Here is a 21464-nt window from a genome sequence, read left to right as displayed (position 1 = left end):
TTGCTTTTGATGAACAAATTACAATACAGAAAACCAAAGCCTCAATCACAGCGCATTAAAAGACATGCCCATAACACTTTACAAAACAGTGTGATGTTAACGGCAAAACAGCTGGGATAAATACAATCGCTTTATGTGTCGACTTTTGTCACACGGCCAATTAACAATTTTAAGGTGGAAGACTTCATGAGCTTAGCAAAACCTCAGGGGACTGTGCTCGGACATCCCAAGGGATTGTTCCTGCTGTTCACAACAGAGCTTTGGGAACGATTCAGTTACTATGCGATGCGTGCCATTCTGGTACTTTATCTTGTTGACCAAGTAAGAACCCAAGGCGCGGGGGGGTTAGGCTGGACTCAAGCAGACGCTTTGAAACTCTACGCTTGGTTTACCGGCTTGGTCTATCTGACACCACTTTTAGGTGGATGGTTGGCCGACAATGTTCTTGGCCAGCGGAAAGCGATTTATATCGGTGGTGCCTTGATGGCGATAGGCCAATTCACTTTGGCAGCCCCCCATAGTTGGGTGCCCGGGATGGAGACCATAGTCTTTTATGCCGGTCTTGGTACCCTGATTGTAGGTAACGGCCTATTTAAGCCTAACATTTCGACCATGGTAGGTGACCTATATGAAGAAGGCGATCACCGCCGCGACGGCGCCTTTACCATCTTCTACATGGGTATTAACTTGGGTGCCGCCCTGTCCGGCTTTGTTGTCGCCTGGGCCTATACTAACTTTGGCCATAAAGAAATTATCGATGGCGTTGAAGTGACAGTTAACAACTGGCAAGCCGGTTTCTTCTGTGCCGGTGTCGGTATGCTGATCTCTCTGCTTATTCAGTTCCTTTTTGCCCAAAAACTCTTGGGTGATATAGGTACAGTTCCAGCAGCAAAAATTGAAAAACAACGTGCTGCCGAGCGCGGTGAAGTAAGAAAAGAACCCCTGACTAAAGTTGAACGTGATCGCATTAAAGTGATCATGGTGATGGGTCTGTTTACCATCATCTTCTGGGCGGGTTTTGAGCAGGCCGGTGGCTTGATGAATCTGTTCACCAATGAGTTCACCGACCGCTTTATTGGTAATTGGGAAGTGCCGACAACTTACTTCCAGTCACTGAACGCCATTTTTATCGTGGTTTTTGCCCCCGTGATCGCTTCTATCTGGATCCGTCTTGGAAATAAAGAACCCAACTCACCGGTTAAATTTGCTCTCGGCCTGATACTTTTGGCTATTGGCTTCCTGTTTATGATAGGTGCAGTACTGGAGATGGGTGGCGACGCCTCTGCCAAGTCCAGTATGTGGTGGTTGGTTGGTGCCTACTTCTTCCATACCATGGGTGAGCTTTGCCTTTCCCCTATCGGTTTGTCTATGGTCACTAAGTTGGCCCCTCTGCGTATCATGTCACTGCTGATGGGCTTTTGGTTCTGCTTTATTTTTATTGCTAACTTAACCGCAGGCTATGTAGGTTCCTTTATCGGTCACGGCGGCGAGAAAGAAGAACAGCTGGCCAATGCCATGTCTATCTTCTCCGGCATTGCCATCACGGCAGCCATTTCAGGCGTGCTCCTCTACTTTATGGCCGATAAACTGGTCGATTGGATGCACGGCGCAGAAAGCAAAATTCACGATCACTCCGAAGAAGAAGCTTTGGAGCAAGAAATTGCCGTAACAGGTGAGCATGAAGCGATAAAACGCTAATAATCATTCGGTTACCGAATAAAAAAGGCTGCAGTATGCAGCCTTTTTTATCTTTTGCAATTTAATGACTTGCCACCTTGGCTTGGTCATTATGAAGCGTTACAACGACAGTTGCACAAAGCCCCCCTGGGGGATCTTGGGGTTAAAATTCAGCCCCAGGAATCTGTTTTGTTGCAGCAGCTGTCTATGTTCTGCCTCACTGGAAACAACACAAAGCTGCTCTGCGGGCATTAAGCTTCGAAATTGAGTTGTTGGCTTACCCCACTCAAGTAGTCCCAACTGCAGCGAATCCGCCAGCGCCAGTGGCGTAATGCCATCTTGGTTACGTATGTAACACCTCAGTCCCCTGCCCGCCTGAGCAATGGCTGCCCGGTAACTATCAAGTTCTATTGCCACGTAAATCATATCGCAATAAAGGTCCAAGCCTGATTTGACCAAACGATCATTCAGATAACTCAACATATTGAAGGGTTCTATCACCACAGAACTGACACCGGTGCGATTAAGTTTAAGCTTCTGGTTAACAAAACTCCGCATCAACACACTGGCAAAAGCAGCGCGATTATCCTCCGGATGAAAGTGCGCCATATACATAATTAAATGATGGTTACCAACCATGGCAGAATCGATAAAGTAAGGACTTACCTGTTCGTGCTTGAACAGACTGTAATCCAATCTGGCCTTGGGATATTCAATATGACTCGCGGGGAATAGCTGTTGCTGCACGCATCTGGCTGCTTCTGCATTTTGCTCAAGCAAAGCCAAGTTTTCATTCAGCTCCATAAAAGAGAGTTCTTCCACGTCCCGATTAACAGCAGCGTGCTCCTGATCCACAGATGTCAGGCATTGATTAATAGCGTGCTCGATACTGTAAAGATCGGATACTGGCTTAACCAAGTAATCGCAGGCACCTATCCGCAGAGCCTCGACTACATCGGCCATAACCTGATTTCCGGAGATCACAATGGAAGGAATAGCGGGGTTAATGCGCGACATCGCCTTGAGCATTTCCAAGCCCCCCATTCGAGGCATGGAAAGATCGGCTACCACCACATCATATTTCTGGCTTTTGAAACTCTGCAGCCCTTGCTCACCGTCCTCGGCTTCAACAACATTGGCGCCCCGTCCACTCAAAAAGGCGGCAACAATATTGCGAAAAACAGGGTCATCCTCAACCAGCAGTACATTGAGACTGTTCAGCGCCATGGTTAAATCCCCGCAGGTATCAATCGCCGGTAACGAGTAACCTTTAACCTCCTGCGGGTAGAGAAGCAGAGGGTGGGTTACTCCAGTTCCTGCATATATTCATCTAGCAACTCGTCTTCGTCCTCATTCGAAGGCACATTGCCGTCGTACACCTTATAGTCCATGTGCTGTATGTAAGCGTCTTTAACGAAAGTGTATGGATCGAGCGCGTTGTCTACTAATCTTTCTTGATCTATGGCAACTGAGCGTGCGTGGAGATTCTTCAGCCCCCACTTGATCACTGACTGCCACATAGTTAATTCTGACAAAGGAAAGTATAGACCATCCACCCAATCTGAAGCGAGTTCACGGGTGATATAAGGACCGAAGAATGGTGCCATAAAGTAAGGCCCGTTAGGTACACCGTAGTAACCCAGCACTTCGTTGAAGTCGTCCTGTTTACGGGGCATTCCCATCATATCGGCGACGTCAATCAGGCCGAGCAACCCCACGGTTGAGTTAACGGTAAAACGGCCTCCGGCATTCAAGGCCCAGCCCCACTTGCCTTGCAGCGTGTTGTTTACCAGACTGTGGGGCTCTTCCAGGTTAAGAACAAAGTTATTAATGCCTGATTTAACCGGAATGGGCAGATAATCGTTATAACCATGAGCAACTGGACGATAGAGATACCTATCCAGATAAAGGTAGTTGAAGTCCCACATGGCTCGGTTGAACCCTTCGATAGGATCCCGCGGGTCACTGTAGCTGATGCGTACGTCCTGTGTATTCTTTCCTTCACCGCTTTCTGCAGCCACTGCCGAATGAACCCCCAGGGCAGCCGCAAGCATCAGAATCCATTTAAACTTCATATCACTCTCTTTGTATAAGTACCACTGTAGTCAAACCGAAAAACTGTTAAAGCTTTGATTACTATGCGCCGATAACAAGATTATCCAGTGCGACAATCAACCTTCTACCAATGCCGATTCGGACGGATAAGGATACTTCGCTGAGGAAATAGATCAAATTTAAATTTACGATTGCCCATCAAGAAATCAACTAGAGGAGTGGGGTTTGCAACAATGGATCCAATCAAAGGTACAATCCCGCCTTCAGGGCCAGGGCCTTCCTCTCAAACAAACGTGTCTATTCCGCTGTTACCGGTAACTGTAGTGGATTTAGGTAGCGAGCTCAGATTAGAGTTGCAAAATATTCAGTACCAATTGCAGTTCGTCGAACCTCAGGCCAACACACAAGCTAAAGCACTTATATATCAGTCCAATACTGCCCTGCTGGAGCTGACCCGTCCCTTAGGGGAGATTATTCAAGGCAGGCCGGTGCAATTGCTGTGGCTGGCGAATGAAGTACAGATAAAGCTGCCGGATGCACTGATGCAGCTGGCAGCCAAAAATGGCATCAGCCAAACCGTACTGCAACAGTTGGCAGCCAGACCACAAGGCTACCCGCTACCCATGTTAACTGTTTCTCAGGCTGATATGCGCTTTGCCAACGGTACCAGCATAGCCTTTCCGGCGCAGTTACAACTACCGGCAGGAGAATATGTCGCCAAGGTCATCAGCAACAATCAAGGGCTGCAGCTGGAATTAAGCCCTATTAACGCAAGACTGGATGTGAAGCTATCGCCGGCCCCTGCTTTGTCAACAACAACGACCGATGTGGCAAATGAGCGTCTGATAACCAAGCCGGAACTCGCCCAAACCTATGCCAGGTTAATCAAACTTCTGGAGCAACAACCCAAAGCTCAAGCGCCGCAAATAAACTCAGAGACCCGAGCGAGTATTGACTCCAAAACCAATTCAATAACGGCGCCTGGCAGTAAGGTATCGACAGCTGCATTACCTTTGACACAGCAAACACTTGATAAAATAAGCTTGGTTGAGTCAAGAGCGGCTGTTTTACCAAGGACAGACAAAGCTTCACTTCAGGCTTTACAACAGTTGGCAAGGACGACTACAGCAGAAAAACCAACCGCCCCAACGGAAAAACCAACGACTAGGACAAGATCCGATAAAGTAACATCAGAGGCGCCGAAAACGCCCGAACTCAACTTTCTTCAGCGCGCCTTTAACAAAGCCGGAGCCATGCCGAGGGCCGAGGCGATGGCTCTTGAAGTCAAATACAACCAGGCGACAGAGCTACTCAAGCAGCTACCGGCGTTATCGCCTGTCCCCCTGAGTGAACTGACCGAGCCCTCTTTGCTGAGAGCTGAACTACTGGGCCTCACTGGATTACAACTAACCCACCAACAAGCACCGTCGCAAACGCTGACACAAGCCGGTGCCATTACCACCTTGTTTCAGCTGTTGCTTGGCATCAGGGCCGGCAATCAAAACCTCAGTGTACCTCAGCGTTTGAGGCAATATTTAGAAGGGTTGCAAAGTCAATCCGGTCTGCAAAATTACCAACTGGCCTCGCTGGAAAAGCAAGGTACACTGGACGCCCTACAACAAATGTCTCAAGCGGTAGCACTCTATCAACAGGCCAATACAGATAACGGCGGTCAATGCTGGTATTTTATGCTGCCCTACTATCTCAACCAAAGAAATGAGCAACTGGAAGGCAAGTTCGAGCATCAAGAGTCGGATCAGGACACGGACAAAGACAAAGCCTGGCAGTTGCAGCTCAAGTTTAACCTGGGAATGGGCTCCTTGCTCATTAAAGCGCAAGTGAAGGATACCAAGGTCGACCTGCAGTTTATCGGCAGCACCCAAACCCTGATCAATAGAGTCAGTAATTTCCTGCAACCACTGTCGCAAAAGTTGCTTCAGTTAGGACTCACTCCCAATGAATTGAACGCCCACGTTGCCCCTGTACCCGCGTCCCTGTTGCCCGGCGATCATTACCTGGTACAACTGAAGGCCTGAGGAAAGACCATGTCCGAAGATTCAAACGACAAGCCAAACAAACCTCGTCAGGCGGTGGCCCTGAGTTATGATGGCAAAACTGCGCCCAAAATCACCGCCAAAGGGCAAGATCTGCTGGCTGAAGAGATTATCGCTTTGGCAAAAGAGGCGGGTATTCATATCCATCAAGATCCTTACTTAAGTGATTTTCTGCAAATGCTGGAGTTAGGACAAGAGATCCCCAAGGAACTCTATCAACTGATCGCTGAGCTGATCGCTTTTGTCTATATGCTGGATGGCAAGTTTCCCGAGCAGTGGAATAACCTGCATCAAAGAATTGTCGACAAGGCCTAAAGAAAGAGAGCTAACACAGGCAAAGGGTTACCTTGAAAGCTGCAACACCTTGAAGGGGATTCATTCGTTTTCATTACGATAGAAATAAAAAGAGCGCATCCAAGATGCGCTCTTTTTATTTGGTTGATTATCAGGCCCGGGCTGTCTTGCCATGCAAGCGAATTAAGAGTTCAGCTTCCGCTTTGGGTAGCTCACACTCACGGATCAGCTCATCGACACCGGCTCCCAGTTGCACCATTTTCATTGCCCGGCTGTATAGCTTGGCCTGAGGGTCCTGCTGCATTGACTCATCCAGACGAGCATTTTGCTGCGCGAGACGTTTTTCAAGCTCCAACACCCGACGGCCAACGCCTATGGTACCGCTACGCAGCTCCTGCAGCTCCCGCTTGAAGGACTCTCTTTGTCGGTCGCTTTCCTTGACCAGGACAGTTAACGCCTCAACCTTGTTCCTGAGCTTGTTGCTTTGTTTTTGCAGGTACAGCACCAGTCCGAGACAGGCAATGACATATACCAGCGCAGCGATCAAGAAACCATCGCCCATCATGGGTTAAAACTCCTTTTCCACCAAGGCCTATCAGATCTGTGCCAACTCGGCCCATTCATCATCTGAAAGCAGCTTGTCCAAGTCGACCAAGATCAATAGCTCATCACCACGGTTGCTGACGCCCTGAATAAACTTGGCACTCTCTTCGGTACCCACATTCGGCGCGTTATCGATTTCAGAACGGCGCAGATAAACCACTTCAGCCACACTGTCGACCAAAATACCTATCACCTGCTTTTCCGCTTCGATAATTACGATTCGGGTAGAGTCGTCCACTTCTGAGGAAGGTAAGCCAAAACGCGAGCGGGTATCAATAACAGTCACCACATTACCGCGCAGATTGATGATCCCCAATACATAGTGAGGAGCCCCCGGAACCGGGGCAATTTCGGTATAACGCAATACTTCCTGAACCTGCATCACGTTGATGCCATAGGTTTCGTTATCCAGCCTGAAGGTTACCCACTGGAGAACGGCATCGTCCTTGCTTGCAGATACCGCTGCTACATTTCTTGAATCAGTCATATTTACCTCAGTCTATCGGATCCTGACAACCTAACCCGGCATTGAGCATTTCAATCAATGCCTGCACATGTAAAATGCCACACATTTGTTCTTTCACTACTCCGGCCAACCAGGGGCGTTTACCTTGACTGCCTCGCCAGTTGACCTGCGACTTGTCAATTTTGACCGCATTGACCAAAGACTCACAAGCCAAACCCCAATTACTGTTTTCCAATACTACAAGATATTGATAATTTACGGATTGCGCCAGTTTATCGTCGTATTTTTCCGGCATAACCCAGGCACAGGTATCAACGATATTCAGTTGTGAATCCCGGTAGCCCTGAACCCCCATAAACCAGCTTGGGCGTCCAAAAATATGATTAATACGCTCTATTCTGACGATACCGCCCAGACTTATCAGCGGCACCGCCAATGTCAGTCCCGCCACTTTAAAGAACAATACTTGAAACTCGTCTTCCAGTTGATCCTTAAGCGGTTCTAGAGGCACTGCCGGTGCGCCGACTTGCGTCTCCAATTGCACCACTTCCTGTCGCTCAGGCTCTGTTAGCTCTTGGAGCTGAGCCTGTTCGCTCACGGCGGCATCAGTTTGAACATTCAACTGTCCGGCAATAGCTTCCACCTGCGGTTCAAGCTTATTAACCGTTTTCAACGGCGTTTCTGTAGCCACTTCAGCCGCTTTCGTCTCAGCAACCGCCTCTTTAAACACTGGCGCCAACAACTGCTCCAGCGCATTGCGGTTAAGTGTCGGCGTCTTCTGCGCTGCCGGATATTGCTCGGCACTTGTATCAGGCCGGGAAATGACCGTCATCTTGGGCTCAGCCTCTATTGGCGCAGCAGTATTATCCCTTAACCCAGTGGGTGTCGTTTGGGCTGCCGGGTCAGACTCAGTCAGCAACAGGTTGAAATAATCAAAAACAGTCTCATCAACCGATTTTGACATGATTAAACTCCCCCGCCAGCAGATAATCGAGCAAACGCTCGTAGGCCTTCACCCCCCGCGTGTTGGGGGCATAGTGGGACGCCGGCAGGTGGGCCAAACTGGCGTCGCGAAACTTGGTATCCACAGGGATCACATCCGGCCATAAGGTATCGCCGTATACCTCGCCGAGATGCTGCAAAGCTGCGGGCGAAGCCTTGGTGCGTCTGTCATACATGGTTGGCACTATGGAGTAACTGTAGCGGATCTTCTTCGAGCGCCCCATCAGCTCCATAGTTTTGATCATTCTATCCAGGCCTTTAATCGCCAAAAACTCGGTCTGAACCGGGATCACTATATGTTGGCTGGCTGCCAGAGCATTGACCATCAATACCCCCAGCACAGGAGGACAGTCGACCAAGGCGACATCATAGTCATCCTCAACCGACTTGAGAATATTACGCAGCACCAGCCCCATGCCTTCCTGGTGACCAAGGGCGCGATCCAAAGTGGCCAACGCCATAGTTGCCGCCAAAAGATCGACTCCCTCAACCGAGGTGGGAACCGCATGCTGCTTTACCAAAGAGGTGTCAAGCTGCTTATGAGCCAGAAACAGGTCATATAATGAGCCGGGCACCTCTTCCGAATCTATGCCCAAATAGTAACCCAGCGAAGCATGGGGATCTGTGTCTATCATCAGAACCCGCTGACCACGCTTGGCCAGCGTGCCCGCCAAACTGGCTACTGTTGTGGTTTTGCCCACTCCGCCTTTTTGGTTTGCAATGGTCCAGACCTTCACTTTCTGCCCCTTATTCTCGCCTTGTCGGCCAACTCGTGAAACGAGCCACTATTATTGTCGTTCTTGTCTTGTACGGCTACTCATTACCCTCTTCACGGGTAGTGACCCGGATCCCACCGTGAGGTAAACGTATTACTTTTACGCCATTTTCCAACTCCGTCACCCTGGCATCTTCAGTCTCAGCTTGGGGCGCTGGCGTTACAGCAGTGCCTTGAACCGTTATTTTTTCAGGGTTCTCTGCGGTCGCTGCAGCCCGGGGAGCTTGCACTTGAGGCGATACATCCGCTGCCGTCTCTGCCCCCGATGCCACCTTAGGTCTAATCACATCCAATAAGGATGCAGTCTGCTGCGGATGACGGCTCATCCAATCGGCAATAATCGCCGCCTGTTCATCCGGCACCATCAAGAGCACTTGGGACGACTCAAGCTGGGTGACTTCCTCACTCAGTTGCTGGTTCTTTTGTCGCAAATCCCAGTAAAGTGCAGCCACAACCAACAGGGCAACCAAACATAAAAACAGCGCCAACCGGTATCCCAGTATGCGCGTTTCGTTATCAGCCACGAGCCGACTCTCGCAATATCGCTTCAGCCATATTATCCAGCGAAATGGACTGGCTGGAGATACCGGCGGTTGTCACTGCCTGCGGCATACCATAAACAACACAGGAAGCTTCATCCTGGGCCCAGATGGTAGCGCCAACACCTTTGAGCATGCGCGCCCCTTCACGGCCATCGGCGCCCATTCCCGTCAGGATAACCGCCAAAACATCACCACCAAACGCCTTGGAAGCCGAAGCAAAAGTGATATCGACACAGGGCTTGTAATTCATGTCTTCATTGCCGGCGAGAATTTTAATCCGGCCTGAGGCCCCTGAACGCTCCAGCATCATTTGCATGCCGCCGGGCGCAAGATAAGCGCAACCGGGCCTGAGCATGTCACCGTTGACAGCTTCTTTGACTTCTATCTTGCACAAACCATTAAGCCTGCTGGCAAAGGCCGGTGTAAAAGCTGCCGGCATATGCTGCACCAATAAAATGGGATGTGGATAGTCCGCCGGGAACTGGGTCAATATTCGCTGTAATGCCACAGGCCCACCGGTGGAAGTGCCTATCACCAGCAATTTATATTGCTTGCCGCTGGCTCTTGCAGGCGCCGCCCCCGTATTGCGTCTCTGCAATTGGCGATTGGCAGCGATACTTGCTGCTGTAGAGCTCTGGCGCTGCAAACTGCTTGACGCTGCTGGTCGGTTTGACGAACCAGCAGGCGTAGATGTTACGTTCGGCCGAACTATGGGGCGAAATATCCGCCTGCGTCCCAACGCCTTGACCCTTTGCTGCAGCAAACGAATCGCTTCATCCTTGTTGGTGGCAATATCTTCAAAACGCTTGGGTAGAAAATCCAAAGCCCCGGCGTCCAGCGCATCCAGGGTCGCCTTGGCGCCATCATGGGTTAAAGAGGAGAACATCAGGATAGGTGTCGGATGAGTGGCCATTATCTGCCGCACGGCGGTTATTCCGTCCATTATCGGCATTTCAATATCCATGGTGATTACCTGAGGCTTGAGCTCAGCGGCCAGCTTAACGGCTTCGGCACCGTTATTGGCCATTCCTATCACTTCAAGCTCAGGATCCTGATTGACTATTTCGCTGACTCGTCGTCGAAAGAAGCTCGAATCATCGACAACCAAAACTTTAATGGTCATTTAAATCCTTATACAGCACTTCAACGCTTGGACTTGGCGTAGTGCTTCAATAATCCTGGTACATCGAGGATCAGCGCAATACCGCCGTCCGATGTTATAGTGGCCCCCGCCATCCCCGGCGTACCGTGCAACATGGAGCCCAGCGGTTTAATCACCACCTCTTCCTGACCTATCAGGGCATCCACCACAAAGCCTATCTGCATAGTGCCAAGCTGCACTATAACCACATGGCCATGCTTCTTGTCACCATGTTGGAAGCTCATGGGTTTACGGCTAAGCCAACGTTCGAGATAGAACAGCGGCACCGCTTTTTCCCTGACAATTACCGTCAGTTGTCCATCCACTATATTGGTCTTGGTCAGATCCAGATGGAAAATTTCATTCACACTGGAGAGCGGCAAGGCAAACACTTGCTTGGCAACTTCCACCATCAGAGTGGGCATAATCGCCAAGGTCAAGGGTACCTTAATCTCCAGACGGGTGCCTTTACCTTTGGCTGAATCGATATGTACAGAGCCGTTAAGTTGGGTGATACGGGTCTTAACCACATCCATCCCCACCCCACGGCCGGAAATATCAGAAATCTCTACCTTGGTCGAGAAGCCGGGGGCGAAAATCAGGTTATAGGCTTCCTGATCGGACATACGGGCAGCGCTGTCTTCATCCAGCACGCCACGACTAATAGCAATCTCTTTGAGTTTTCCAGCATCCATACCGGCGCCGTCATCCTCAATTTTAAGCAGAATATGATCACCTTCCTGGCTGGCTGCCAGGGTAATCACCCCGGTTCTGGGTTTACCATTGGCCTCACGTACATCAGGCATTTCAATACCATGATCCACTGAATTACGCACCAGGTGCACCAGAGGGTCAGCAAGGGCTTCGACCAGGTTCTTATCCAGATCCGTGTCTTCACCTATCATCCGCAGATCTATCTCTTTATTGAGGCTGCGGGCCAAATCGCGAACCACCCGAGGGAAACGACCGAATACTTTCTTAATCGGCTGCATCCGGGTCTTCATCACAGCACCCTGCAGATCGGAAGTCACTAGGTCCAGATTGGCCAGCGCCTTGGACATCTCCTCGTCTTCACGGGATATCCCAAGACTGACCAGGCGATTACGCACCAATACCAGCTCACCGACCATATTCATGATCTCATCCAGACGAGCCGTATCAACCCGAACTGTGGTTTCCCCCTGCGGCACGCTGGCTGCAGCCTTGGCAGGTGTAGCCTCTTTAGCAACAGCTGGAGACTTGGCCTGAGGTTTGGCGGCGGCTTTAGGAGCCTCGACTTTGGCAGTTGCAGCTGTGACCTTTTGTGTAGCCGCTGCAGGCGCTTTGGACTGGGCTACTTGAGATGTAGAAGCTTGAGATGCCGAGGGTTGGGATACAGCAGGCTCTGAACCACTGGCTTTAGCCCCTGGACCGGCGCCTTTGCCATGTAACTCATCGAGGAGCTTTTCAAACTCATCATCGGAGATTTCATCGGCATCGACACTGGCAGATGCGGCTTCCTCAACGACTGCGCTGTTAGCTGCAGGCGCCGCGGCAAACTGCCCCTTACCATGCAACTCATCGAGCAGTCGTTCAAATTCATCGTCAGTGATGTCATCCGAAGAAGAACTTACAGAGGCGCTGTCGCTGGAGTTGGTAGCATCACTACTCGGGGCCGGAGTACTACCGGCAGAAGGTCCCTTGCCTGAACCATGCAAGGCATCCAGCAAGGCTTCAAACTCGGCTTCATCGATTTCATCTATACTGGCTGCACCGCTTTGGTTCGATGTCTCGGGGGATTGTGAAGTTGGCTCCTCAAACAGCTCCACCGCGGCGCTATCAAGCATGCCATCAAATAACTCATCAACACTCTCATCGCCGGTTTCAACTGCGGCAGGCGTTTCCGCCTGAGCCTGTTCTGAAGGCAAAGGCGCACCTGAGCTAAGCAGCTTAAGTTTCGCCAATAACACTTCATCTGCAGCTTCCTGCTCCTGACCGGACTGGGTTTGGTTGAACATGGTGTTAATCGTGTCCAACGCTTGCAGTATGATATCCATCAACTCGGAGTTGACACTGCGCTTACCGGTACGCAATAAATCGAAGGTGTTTTCTGCCTCGTGGCAGACATCCACCATGGGCCCTAACCCGAGGAATCCTGCACCGCCTTTGACCGTGTGAAATCCCCTGAAGATGGCGTTGAGCAAATCTGTATCTTCCGGATTATTTTCCAGAGATACCAGCTGTTCCTGCAACAGCTCAAGGATCTCGCCAGCTTCAATCAAAAAATCCTGGAGTATCTCTTCATCAACATCAAAGGCCATTAAATTGACTCCTAATTAGAAACCCAGACTTGATAGCAGATCATCGACTTCATCCTGACCATTCACCACGTCTTCGCGTTGCTCTGCGTTCAGTATGGGACCTTCTGCCTCTATGCTCTTATCCTCAGCGCCACAGAGATCATCCAGCGGCTGCTCACCGAACACGGTCAGCAAAGAAACCAAGCTGTTTTCCACTTCCCGCACCAGTTCTATGACCCGACGGATCATCTGTCCGGTCAAATCCTGAAAATCCTGAGCCATCAGTATCTGATTCAGTAATTCCCGCAGCCGACAAGCATCGGCTTCACTCTGTTGCATAAAGTGTTGTACGTCATGACACAGGCCCTTGAACTCATGCAAGGCCAAATCACGGCGCATCAGCTTATCCCAGGCGGGTTTGACATTTTGCAGATTGGTACTCAGAGCATCCGACAAAGGCAAGCATTCTTCGACTGCGTCCATAGTTTTGTTGGCTGCTTGCTCTGTCATATCAATGACATAGGTAAGGCGTTCTTTGGCGTCTGGGATATCAGTGTTGGCAAGCTCAATAAGGCGGCTATCTACCTGAAAATCCACTAAGGCGTTGTGCAACTGGCGGGTCAACTTACCGACTTCTTCGAACAGATCCCTTTGCAGGGGAGCCGCCAGTTCCCGCAGCAATTCGTCGGCCTTGTCCTGCTCTCCCTGACTGAGCAGGGCAACCAATTCCTGTGCCTGCTCCAAAGTCACCAGCCCGGATGTCTCTGCTTTCATTGCATCACCCCACTCAACCGAGCCGTTCGAAAATCTTATCCAATTTCTCTTTCAACGTAGCCGCGGTAAAAGGCTTAACAACATAACCATTCACGCCGGCCTGAGCCGCCGCAATAATCTGTTCACGTTTGGCTTCGGCAGTTACCATTAACACAGGGATATGTTTGAGATGCTCGTCGGCGCGAATCGCCTTGAGCAGATCGATTCCCTGCATCCCAGGCATATTCCAGTCGGTCACGACGAAGTCAAAGTCGCCCTTTTGCAGCATAGGCAGAGCTGTTGAACCATCGTCTGCTTCCTGGGTGTTATTGAACCCCAGGTCTCGCAACAAGTTCTTAATGATCCGTCTCATCGTTGAAAAGTCGTCAACGATAAGAATCTTCATATTCTTGTCCAAGGTTTCCTCCGGTGAGCTGACATACTTATAAGTTGCTCAATCATTAATTACGCTTGTGTCCAATGCTTGAGTTTGGCTTTCAGCCTCAGCATGGCCTGACTATGGATCTGGCTCACCCGGGACTCACTTACCTCAAGAATGACACCAATCTCTTTTAAATTCAGTGCTTCGTCATAATACAGCGACAAAACCAAGGCATCGCGCTCTGGCAAGCGCTTAATGGCATCGGTTAAGGCTGATTGGAATTGGCTTTGAGCCAGGCCCTCAAAAGTGTCATCTGCCGGCATATCTTCCGACATCAACACATCGGGCGCTACCCCCAAATCTTCTATTCCTATGATTTTACCGGTAGAAACATCATTGAGAATATGATGATATTCATCCAACGACATCTCCAATCGCTCGGCAATTTCACTATCACGGGCATCCCGCCCCAACTCCTGTTCAAGCTCATCCATCACCTGAGCGACTCGCCGGTTATTGCGATGAACCGAGCGCGGAACCCAGTCGCCACGGCGTATCTCATCTATCATGGCGCCACGGATGCGGATCCCGGCAAAGGTCTCAAATTTGGCGCCTTTGCTGCCATCAAACTTGGATGAAGCTTCCAGCAATCCCATCATGCCGGCCTGCAGCAGGTCATCGAGTTGAACCGATGCAGGCAGACGGGCAAGCAGATGATGGGCTATTCGTTTTACCAGCGGTGCATAATGCTCAACGATCTGTGTCTTATCGTTTAAACCTGCGTATGCAGCCGCTTTATTCACTCGTACCATCCTCTCGGTAATCTGTCCTTTGAACCAAGCGCTCAACAAAAAACTCGAGATGCCCCCCAGGTTGCTGAGGTATAGGCCAGCTCATAATCTTGTTTGCCAGTCCATGATAAGCAATACTGGCCGGAGACTTGGGATAAGCTTCCACTATCAGTTTCTGTTTCCGCACCGACTTACGCAGATTCTCGTCGAACGGGATAGTTGCCACAAGTTCAAGTGCCACATCCAAAAATCTGTCTGTTACTTTACTGAGCTTAGCAAATAACTCCATCCCTTCCCGCAAACTCCGTACCATATTTGCGACAATTTTGAAGCGGAACACACCATGCTCACGACTGAGTATCTTAATCAGCGCATAAGCATCGGTAATAGAGGTGGGTTCATCACAGACAACCACGAGTACATCCTGTGATGCACGAGAGAAGCTGAGTACCATATCCGAGATCCCGGCGGCCGTATCGACTACCAAGATATCAAACTGGGTTTTCATTTCGCTGAAGGCGCGGATAAGCCCGGCGTGCTGTGCCGCAGTCAGTTCGACCATGGCCTGGGTGCCCGAGGTGGCAGGAATAATGCCTATTCCTTTTGGGCCACGAACGATAATATCATCAAGTTCAGACTCTCCCGATAGCACATGGGACAAATTGCGTTCGGCGCGTAGGCCGAGCATCACATCCACATTAGCCAACCCTAAGTCAGCATCCAAAACCAGGACACGTTTGCCTTTTTCTGCCAGAGCAACCGCAGTATTGATGGAGACACTGGTTTTACCCACGCCCCCCTTGCCTCCGGTCACGGCAATTACTTTTACTTTTTCGTTATTTGGTTGATTCATCATTCGTAAACCGCTCGCTTGGTCCCGGGTCATAGCTTTACTCAAATGCATAGGTCATCTCTTCTGACCTGGCTTTATTATTAAAATGACTTGCTTCAGTCTTGTTCAGTATGGCCAATGCCTGCTTGGCCAAGGTCAGGGTATCGGCGACCTGCATATCCTCAGGAACCCTTTGACCATCAGTAATATAACTTAATGATAATCCACTTTGGATCAACACGCTCAACGCGGCCCCCAAAGAGACGGACTCATCAAGTTTAGTTAAAACCGCCCCCGCGAGATCAATTCGCTGGAAATGACTTACCGCCTCTTCAAGCACCCGACGTTGGCCGGTCGCCGAGAGCACCAGATAGCTACGAATAGGCAAACGGGTATTGGCGGCAAGATTATCCAGTTGTTGGTACAGGCGCATATCCCTTTGACCCATACCAGCGGTATCTATCAAAACCAGCTTCCGGCTGCGGAACTGATACAGTATCTGCTCCAACTCATTGAGGTCATGAGCTTGCTTCACCGGGCATCCCATTATTTTGCCATAAGTTGCCAATTGCTCAAAGGCTCCGATGCGATAATGGTCCATGGTAACCAACAATACGGAATCCGGGCCATGGTGGGCAATAAAACGGGCCGCCAGTTTAGCCAATGTCGTGGTTTTACCGACTCCTGTAGGGCCGACCAGGGCGACAATTCCACCCTGACGCATTAAATCATCCCCCTGATTATCAAGCAGGTTTGCCAGACTTTGCGGCAAGGCATGTCCAAGCTCAGCGCTTTGATAGTGCTGACTCAGCGATGCCAGACGCTCGGCAACTTCAGGGGAGAATTCAGCTTCCAATAATTTACGTTCCAGCATAGCGCCGACGGGATCGGTGCGGCTGCGCTGATCCGCCATTAGACTGGACAGCTGGTGCGTCAACAAGCCGCGCAGCGAAGCCAGCTCTTCACGCATGGCCTCCATCTCTTGCTGTTGCTTGGCGCTGTTGCCCTTGCTTACCCGCTCCGGTGTCTTTTCCCGCAACTGTGGTGCAGGTTTGTGCTCTTCAGTAAGCCCTTGGGCCCAAGCCGGCATCTCGAGTTCCTTGACGTTACTTTGCTGCCCAAGCTGTTCATTCAAACGGCTCTGTTGCCGCTCAAGTAAAGCTTGCAAAGAGTCGGCCACAGGCTCTGGTTTGGCTTTTCTGCTAGTGTGTACATGCCCAGCGCCGAGGGAGACTTTATCCTCTCCCAATTCCATAAAAGGCGATGCGGTTGGTGCCGCTGCTGGCTTGGGGTCGTCATAATCAACCGCTGCCACTATTTCGATGCCGCCGGTAACCTTTTTATTGGACATGATCACGGCATCTGCGCCCAGAGTCTCTTTCACCTGAGCCAGGGCTGCGCGCATATCTTTGGCAAAAAAACGTTTAATCTTCACTCTCGGTTACCCCTGTTGGCCAACGGCTGACACTATACGTATCTGTTTCTCGTCTGGGATCTCCTGATAAGAGATCACCCGCAGATTGGGAATAGTGTGCTTAACAAAACGAGACAGGGTAGAACGCAGCATGCCGGATGTCAGCAATATGGCGGGCTGACCAACCATTTCCTGCTTCTGGGCTGCGCCTGCCAGTGACTGTTGCATACGCTCTGCCAGTCCCGGCTCGATATTCGGACCTTCGCCCCCTGTCGCCTGCATTGACTGATGCAACATCTGTTCCAATTCTGGCGCCAAAGTTATGACGGGGATTTCCGGCTCAGGACCGGCTATCTCCTGCACTATCATACGTTTGAGGGCAATACGCACGGCGGCGGTCAACACCTCGGTATCATTACTTTTGGGCCCATACTCAAGCAAAGTTTGCACTATGGTACGCAGATCCCGAATCGACACCCCTTCATTAAGCAAGTTTTGCATCACTTTAACCACATTCCCCAAGGTCATCACATCGGGAATAAAACCATCGACCAATTTGGGCGAATGCTTGGCCAGCATATCCAGCAACTGTTGCACTTCTTCATAACCCAGCAGTTTGGAGGCGTTGTTGGTCAAAAGTTGGCTCAGATGAGTGGCCACCACAGTGGCGGCATCCACAACCGTGTAACCCAGGGTTTGGGCGTGTTCTCTGAGCTCGGGTGCAATCCATACCGCATCCAGACCAAAGGCGGGATCTTTGGTTTCTATGCCATCCAGCTTACCAAATACCTGGCCCGGGTTGATTGCCAATTCGCAATCGTGACGCACTTCGGCTTCACCACTGGCCACCCCCATCAAGGAGATACGATAGGCATTCGGGGAAAGGTCCAGGTTGTCGCGGATATGCACCGCCGGCACCAGGAATCCCAGCTCCTGAGACAACTTCTTGCGAACCCCTTTGATACGGCCAAGAAGCTCGCCGCCCTGACCTTTATCCACCAAAGGAATAAGGCGATAACCTACCTCCAAACCTATGGTGTCAACATGACGCACATCATCCCAGCTAAGTTCTTTGGGTTCGCTAAGGCTTTTCTCGGTCGGCCCTTTCTTGGCCAGCTCCAGCGCCTGTTGTTTGTTCTTTTCATTGCGCTTATAGATAAAGAAAGCGCCCACAGAGGTCAGTACTGCAAAGGTTAAAAATGCCAGATGTGGCATGCCGGGTACTATTCCCATCACAAAGAGCACTGCCGAAGCGATCATCAAAGATTTGGGATTGTCGAACATCTGCTGTACGACCTGCTGCCCCATATCGCCGGACTCATTCTGGCGGGTCACCATCAGCGCCGCAGCTATCGACAACAGCAGCCCGGGGATCTGCGCTACCAAGCCGTCACCTATGGTCAGCAGGGTGTAAATCTCTACCGCTTGGGAAAAACTCAACCCGTGCTGGACTATACCTATGATGAAACCACCGAGAATATTGATCACCAAGATCAAAATACCGGCAATCGCGTCCCCTTTAACAAACTTGGAGGCACCATCCATAGAGCCGTAGAAGTCAGCCTCGCGGGTCACCTCTTCGCGGCGCACCCTGGCCTGCTCCTGGTTAAGGATCCCAGCATTGAGGTCAGCATCAATCGCCATCTGTTTACCCGGCATAGCATCCAAGGTAAAGCGAGCACTTACCTCAGAGATACGCCCTGCACCTTTGGTCACCACGGCAAAGTTGATGATAATCAGAATGAGGAACACCACTAGACCCACGGCATAGTTACCGCCGATCACCACCGAGCCGAAGGCTTCAATCACTTTACCGGCGGCATCACCACCATTGTGACCTTCAAGCAACACCACCCGGGTAGAGGCGACGTTAAGCGCCAGTCTGAGCAAAGTGGCAACCAGCAAAACGGTCGGGAAAGCGGCAAAATCCAGCGGCCTTTGGGTATAAACAGCCACCAAGAGCACCACCAGCGCCAAAGCGATATTGAAGGAAAACAGGATATCCAGCAGAAAGGCCGGCATAGGCAAAACTATCATGGCCAATGTCGCCAGCACCAGAAGCGGCGTGCCTACGCCCTTGAAGTTTGCCGGTTTTACTTGCCTCAGTTGCCCGAGCGTCGCTTTAACATCCATTCACTATTAGCCTGAAGTTTGACACTTGGGCTGAGTTCAGCAAGTTTCACGCCAAGTTCACCTCAATACTGCTTGTATTCATCCGGAATGGGTTGATTGAGAGGAATGGGTTTGGGCCGTGTGCCCTTGCCTTTTTGGTATTGCCTGAGCTGGAACACATAGGCGAGCACTTGGGCCACAGCGGTGAAAAGACCTTCGGGGATCTGTTGATTAAGCTTGGTGGTATGGTAAATCGCCCGCGCCAATGGCGGCGCCGACACTATGGCGACTTGGTGCTCCCTGGCAATTTCACGGATTTTAAAGGCCACATCGTCGACACCTTTGGCAAGCACAAAGGGCGCCGGTGACTTGTCGACATCATATTTTATCGCCACCGCAAAGTGCTCAGGGTTAACCACTATCACATCGGCATTGGGCACTTCGGTCATCATCCGCCGCTGGGCCATCTCCCTTTGCAACTGGCGAATACGGCCTTTGACTTCAGGCTTGCCTTCAGTGTCTTTGTACTCGTCCTTGACTTCCTGTTTGGTCATCCGCAACTGTTTGGCGTGATTCCAAATTTGAAACGGCACATCGATCACCACTATCACCAAGGTCGAAGCGCAGAGCAAAATAAAGATCCATACCAAGAGCTCCAGTGCATGGCGTATATTGCCCGGCAAGTGATCCTGCGACAACCTCAGGATATCGTCGAAATAAAAACTCAGCAGCAGATAAGCCGATAGTGCCACCACAGAAAACTTGGCAATCCCCTTGGCCAACTCCACCAGCGCCTGTACCCCAAACATACGTTTAAAGCCGTTCAAGGGGTTCATCTTGCTGCCCTTGGGCATAAATGCCTGAGCCGAGAAACTAATACCACCGAGGACAATATTACCGACAAAGGCCACGAAACCGAGAAACAGAATAAAACCGGCCATAGGCCAACCCAGCTCGGCGGCAACTATACCCCAGACATTGAACAGACTATTGGTATCGAATATCTGATCCCGCTCCATGGAGAAGATACGGCTCATGACCGAGGCCAGACTGGCAGCCAGACTTGGCCCCAACATGGCAAAACCCATAGCTGCGGCCAATAATACCGCCGAGGTACCTAACTCTTTTGACCTTGCAACCTGCCCTTTCTCTCTGGCCTGTTGCAAGCGCCTGGAGGTTGCCTCCTCGGTTTTTTCCTGCCCATCTTCGTTTTCTGCCATCAGGGCACTCCATCCAGATTACAGGTCAGCTCCAGCATGTCACACAGCAACAGCTGCGCCGCATGCCAAACCTCATCGAAGTGAGCCATTACAGGCCCCAGCGTCAGCCACAGAATAATCAGCCCGCCTATCATGGTGACGGGAAAACCTATGGCAAAGATGTTCAGCTGTGGCGCCGCCCGGGTCATTACCCCGAAAGAAAGGTTAACGGTAAGCAAAGCCACAATGGCCGAGATAGACATGGTCAAAGCGGCACCAAACATATAACTGCCCCACTCGGCCAGAGTTCGATAATTGGCGATTTTTATCCCTTCATTGGATACCGGCAAGGTTTCAAAGCTTGCCACCAACATACGTATCATCACCAGGTGACCATCGACCGCCAGGAAGATCATGGTGGTGAGCAGCAAAAAGAAGTTACCTATCACAGGTGTCTGCTGCCCTGAGCTGGGATCCACCATAGAGGCAAAACCCAAACTGGTCTGCATACCGATTATCTGCCCGGTCAGCACAAAGGTTTGCATGATAAGTAAGGTGACAAAACCCATGGCAGTGCCGATAAGAATTTGCTGAGCAGTAATAAATACCGCCGCCAGAGAGAAAAGGTCCACCCCGGGCATGGGCGGCAGGACAGGTGCTATCGCCACAGTCAGGGCCAGCGAAAGCAATAAACGGACTCTGGCGGGCGTGGTATTGGCACCAAAAACCGCCATCACCATCAACATGCTGGCCACCCGAAACAGGGGCCAAAGATAGGCGGCCAGGGTTTGTTGAATGCTGTCGAACAGTATCTCCATGGTTCAGCCCACCACTTGTGGGATCCTGTGAACCATCTCGATAAAGAACTCCATCATGGTGCGTACCAGCCAATGGCCAAGAAACATGAGTGCGAACAGAGTCATCAAGAGCCTGGGCAGAAAACTCAATGTCTGTTCGTTAATGGAGGTTGCCGCCTGAAACACGGCCACAATCAAACCTATAACTAACCCGGGCACCACTATGGCCGAAACCATCAACACAATCACCGCCAGGGCTTCGCGAAAAATGTCGATCAGTGCTTCGGGAGTCATTT

At 50.8% G+C, this 21464-nt stretch carries 21 protein-coding genes; 3 read left to right on the top strand and 18 right to left on the bottom strand.

Annotation, left to right across the window (positions count from 1 at the left end):
* Positions 1 to 186 precede the first annotated feature (186 nt).
* Positions 187 to 1698, top strand: a complete 1512-nt coding sequence (locus tag ACMHXE_RS14305) for a peptide MFS transporter (RefSeq protein WP_101056088.1) — start codon at positions 187 to 189, stop codon at positions 1696 to 1698.
* Positions 1699 to 1797: 99 nt separating this feature from the next.
* On the opposite strand, the gene ACMHXE_RS14300 is transcribed toward ACMHXE_RS14305, so the two are convergent.
* Entirely contained in the window at positions 1798 to 2904 is a 1107-nt protein-coding gene (locus ACMHXE_RS14300) for a response regulator (protein WP_101056087.1), read from the bottom strand.
* Between the two features lie 77 nt (positions 2905 to 2981).
* Positions 2982 to 3752, bottom strand: a complete 771-nt coding sequence (locus ACMHXE_RS14295) for a VacJ family lipoprotein (protein ID WP_101056086.1) — start codon at positions 3750 to 3752, stop codon at positions 2982 to 2984.
* 303 nt (positions 3753 to 4055) lie between these two features.
* On the opposite strand from ACMHXE_RS14295, the gene ACMHXE_RS14290 reads away from it, so the two are divergent.
* Together ACMHXE_RS14290 and ACMHXE_RS14285 are read left to right on the top strand one after the other, a co-directional pair.
* Positions 4056 to 5768, top strand: coding sequence for a hypothetical protein (locus tag ACMHXE_RS14290; protein WP_413732599.1), 1713 nt, complete (start codon positions 4056 to 4058; stop codon positions 5766 to 5768).
* A gap of 9 nt (positions 5769 to 5777) precedes the next feature.
* Positions 5778 to 6101, top strand: a complete 324-nt coding sequence (locus ACMHXE_RS14285; RefSeq protein WP_144361902.1) for an EscU/YscU/HrcU family type III secretion system export apparatus switch protein — start codon at positions 5778 to 5780, stop codon at positions 6099 to 6101.
* 130 nt (positions 6102 to 6231) lie between these two features.
* On the opposite strand, the gene ACMHXE_RS14280 is transcribed toward ACMHXE_RS14285, so the two are convergent.
* The 16 genes from ACMHXE_RS14280 to fliQ all read right to left on the bottom strand — a co-directional run bounded on the left by ACMHXE_RS14280 (position 6232) and on the right by fliQ (position 21462).
* Complete coding sequence (locus ACMHXE_RS14280) at positions 6232 to 6642, bottom strand: DUF2802 domain-containing protein (RefSeq protein ID WP_101096111.1); 411 nt, start codon at positions 6640 to 6642, stop codon at positions 6232 to 6234.
* A gap of 33 nt (positions 6643 to 6675) precedes the next feature.
* On the bottom strand, positions 6676 to 7170 hold the full coding sequence (locus ACMHXE_RS14275) for a chemotaxis protein CheW (protein ID WP_101056083.1): 495 nt from the start codon (positions 7168 to 7170) through the stop codon (positions 6676 to 6678).
* A gap of 7 nt (positions 7171 to 7177) precedes the next feature.
* Entirely contained in the window at positions 7178 to 8113 is a 936-nt protein-coding gene (locus ACMHXE_RS14270) for a chemotaxis protein CheW (protein WP_413732598.1), read from the bottom strand.
* Complete coding sequence (locus tag ACMHXE_RS14265) at positions 8097 to 8888, bottom strand: ParA family protein (protein ID WP_101056081.1); 792 nt, start codon at positions 8886 to 8888, stop codon at positions 8097 to 8099. Before ACMHXE_RS14265 ends, ACMHXE_RS14270 begins: the two co-directional genes overlap by 17 nt.
* A gap of 76 nt (positions 8889 to 8964) precedes the next feature.
* Positions 8965 to 9450 (bottom strand): membrane anchored protein in chemotaxis locus, encoded by a 486-nt coding sequence (locus ACMHXE_RS14260; RefSeq protein ID WP_413732596.1) that lies wholly within the window; start codon positions 9448 to 9450, stop codon positions 8965 to 8967.
* Positions 9443 to 10591, bottom strand: coding sequence for a protein-glutamate methylesterase/protein-glutamine glutaminase (locus ACMHXE_RS14255; RefSeq protein ID WP_413732594.1), 1149 nt, complete (start codon positions 10589 to 10591; stop codon positions 9443 to 9445). Before ACMHXE_RS14255 ends, ACMHXE_RS14260 begins: the two co-directional genes overlap by 8 nt.
* A 20-nt stretch (positions 10592 to 10611) precedes the next feature.
* Positions 10612 to 12909, bottom strand: coding sequence for a chemotaxis protein CheA (locus ACMHXE_RS14250; protein WP_286996838.1), 2298 nt, complete (start codon positions 12907 to 12909; stop codon positions 10612 to 10614).
* Positions 12910 to 12924: 15 nt separating this feature from the next.
* A complete protein-coding gene (locus tag ACMHXE_RS14245; protein ID WP_039035653.1) occupies positions 12925 to 13662 on the bottom strand; it encodes a protein phosphatase CheZ in 738 nt (245 codons plus the stop codon).
* Between the two features lie 13 nt (positions 13663 to 13675).
* On the bottom strand, positions 13676 to 14059 hold the full coding sequence (cheY, locus tag ACMHXE_RS14240; protein WP_025011074.1) for a chemotaxis response regulator CheY: 384 nt from the start codon (positions 14057 to 14059) through the stop codon (positions 13676 to 13678).
* Positions 14060 to 14106: 47 nt separating this feature from the next.
* On the bottom strand, positions 14107 to 14826 hold the full coding sequence (locus ACMHXE_RS14235; protein ID WP_039035652.1) for an RNA polymerase sigma factor FliA: 720 nt from the start codon (positions 14824 to 14826) through the stop codon (positions 14107 to 14109).
* Positions 14819 to 15700: a MinD/ParA family protein gene (locus ACMHXE_RS14230; RefSeq protein ID WP_039035673.1), complete on the bottom strand. Its 882-nt coding sequence runs from the start codon at positions 15698 to 15700 to the stop codon at positions 14819 to 14821. Before ACMHXE_RS14230 ends, ACMHXE_RS14235 begins: the two co-directional genes overlap by 8 nt.
* A gap of 4 nt (positions 15701 to 15704) precedes the next feature.
* Positions 15705 to 17081 carry a flagellar biosynthesis protein FlhF gene (gene flhF / locus ACMHXE_RS14225; protein ID WP_101056076.1) on the bottom strand — a complete coding sequence of 459 codons (1377 nt, stop codon included), beginning with the start codon at positions 17079 to 17081 and terminating at the stop codon, positions 15705 to 15707.
* 6 nt (positions 17082 to 17087) lie between these two features.
* Positions 17088 to 19193 carry a flagellar biosynthesis protein FlhA gene (gene flhA, locus ACMHXE_RS14220; protein ID WP_101056075.1) on the bottom strand — a complete coding sequence of 702 codons (2106 nt, stop codon included), beginning with the start codon at positions 19191 to 19193 and terminating at the stop codon, positions 17088 to 17090.
* A gap of 62 nt (positions 19194 to 19255) precedes the next feature.
* Positions 19256 to 20392: a flagellar biosynthesis protein FlhB gene (gene flhB / locus ACMHXE_RS14215; protein ID WP_335921981.1), complete on the bottom strand. Its 1137-nt coding sequence runs from the start codon at positions 20390 to 20392 to the stop codon at positions 19256 to 19258.
* Positions 20392 to 21189 (bottom strand): flagellar biosynthetic protein FliR, encoded by a 798-nt coding sequence (gene fliR / locus ACMHXE_RS14210; RefSeq protein WP_165564789.1) that lies wholly within the window; start codon positions 21187 to 21189, stop codon positions 20392 to 20394. Before fliR ends, flhB begins: the two co-directional genes overlap by 1 nt.
* Before the next feature lie 3 nt (positions 21190 to 21192).
* Entirely contained in the window at positions 21193 to 21462 is a 270-nt protein-coding gene (fliQ, locus tag ACMHXE_RS14205; RefSeq protein ID WP_039035647.1) for a flagellar biosynthesis protein FliQ, read from the bottom strand.
* Positions 21463 to 21464: the final 2 nt, after the last annotated feature.

This window comes from Shewanella sp. BJSY2023SW007, assembly GCF_047314525.1.
Lineage (GTDB): Bacteria > Pseudomonadota > Gammaproteobacteria > Enterobacterales > Shewanellaceae > Shewanella > Shewanella chilikensis.
This window is presented reverse-complemented; position numbering and strand designations above follow the sequence as displayed.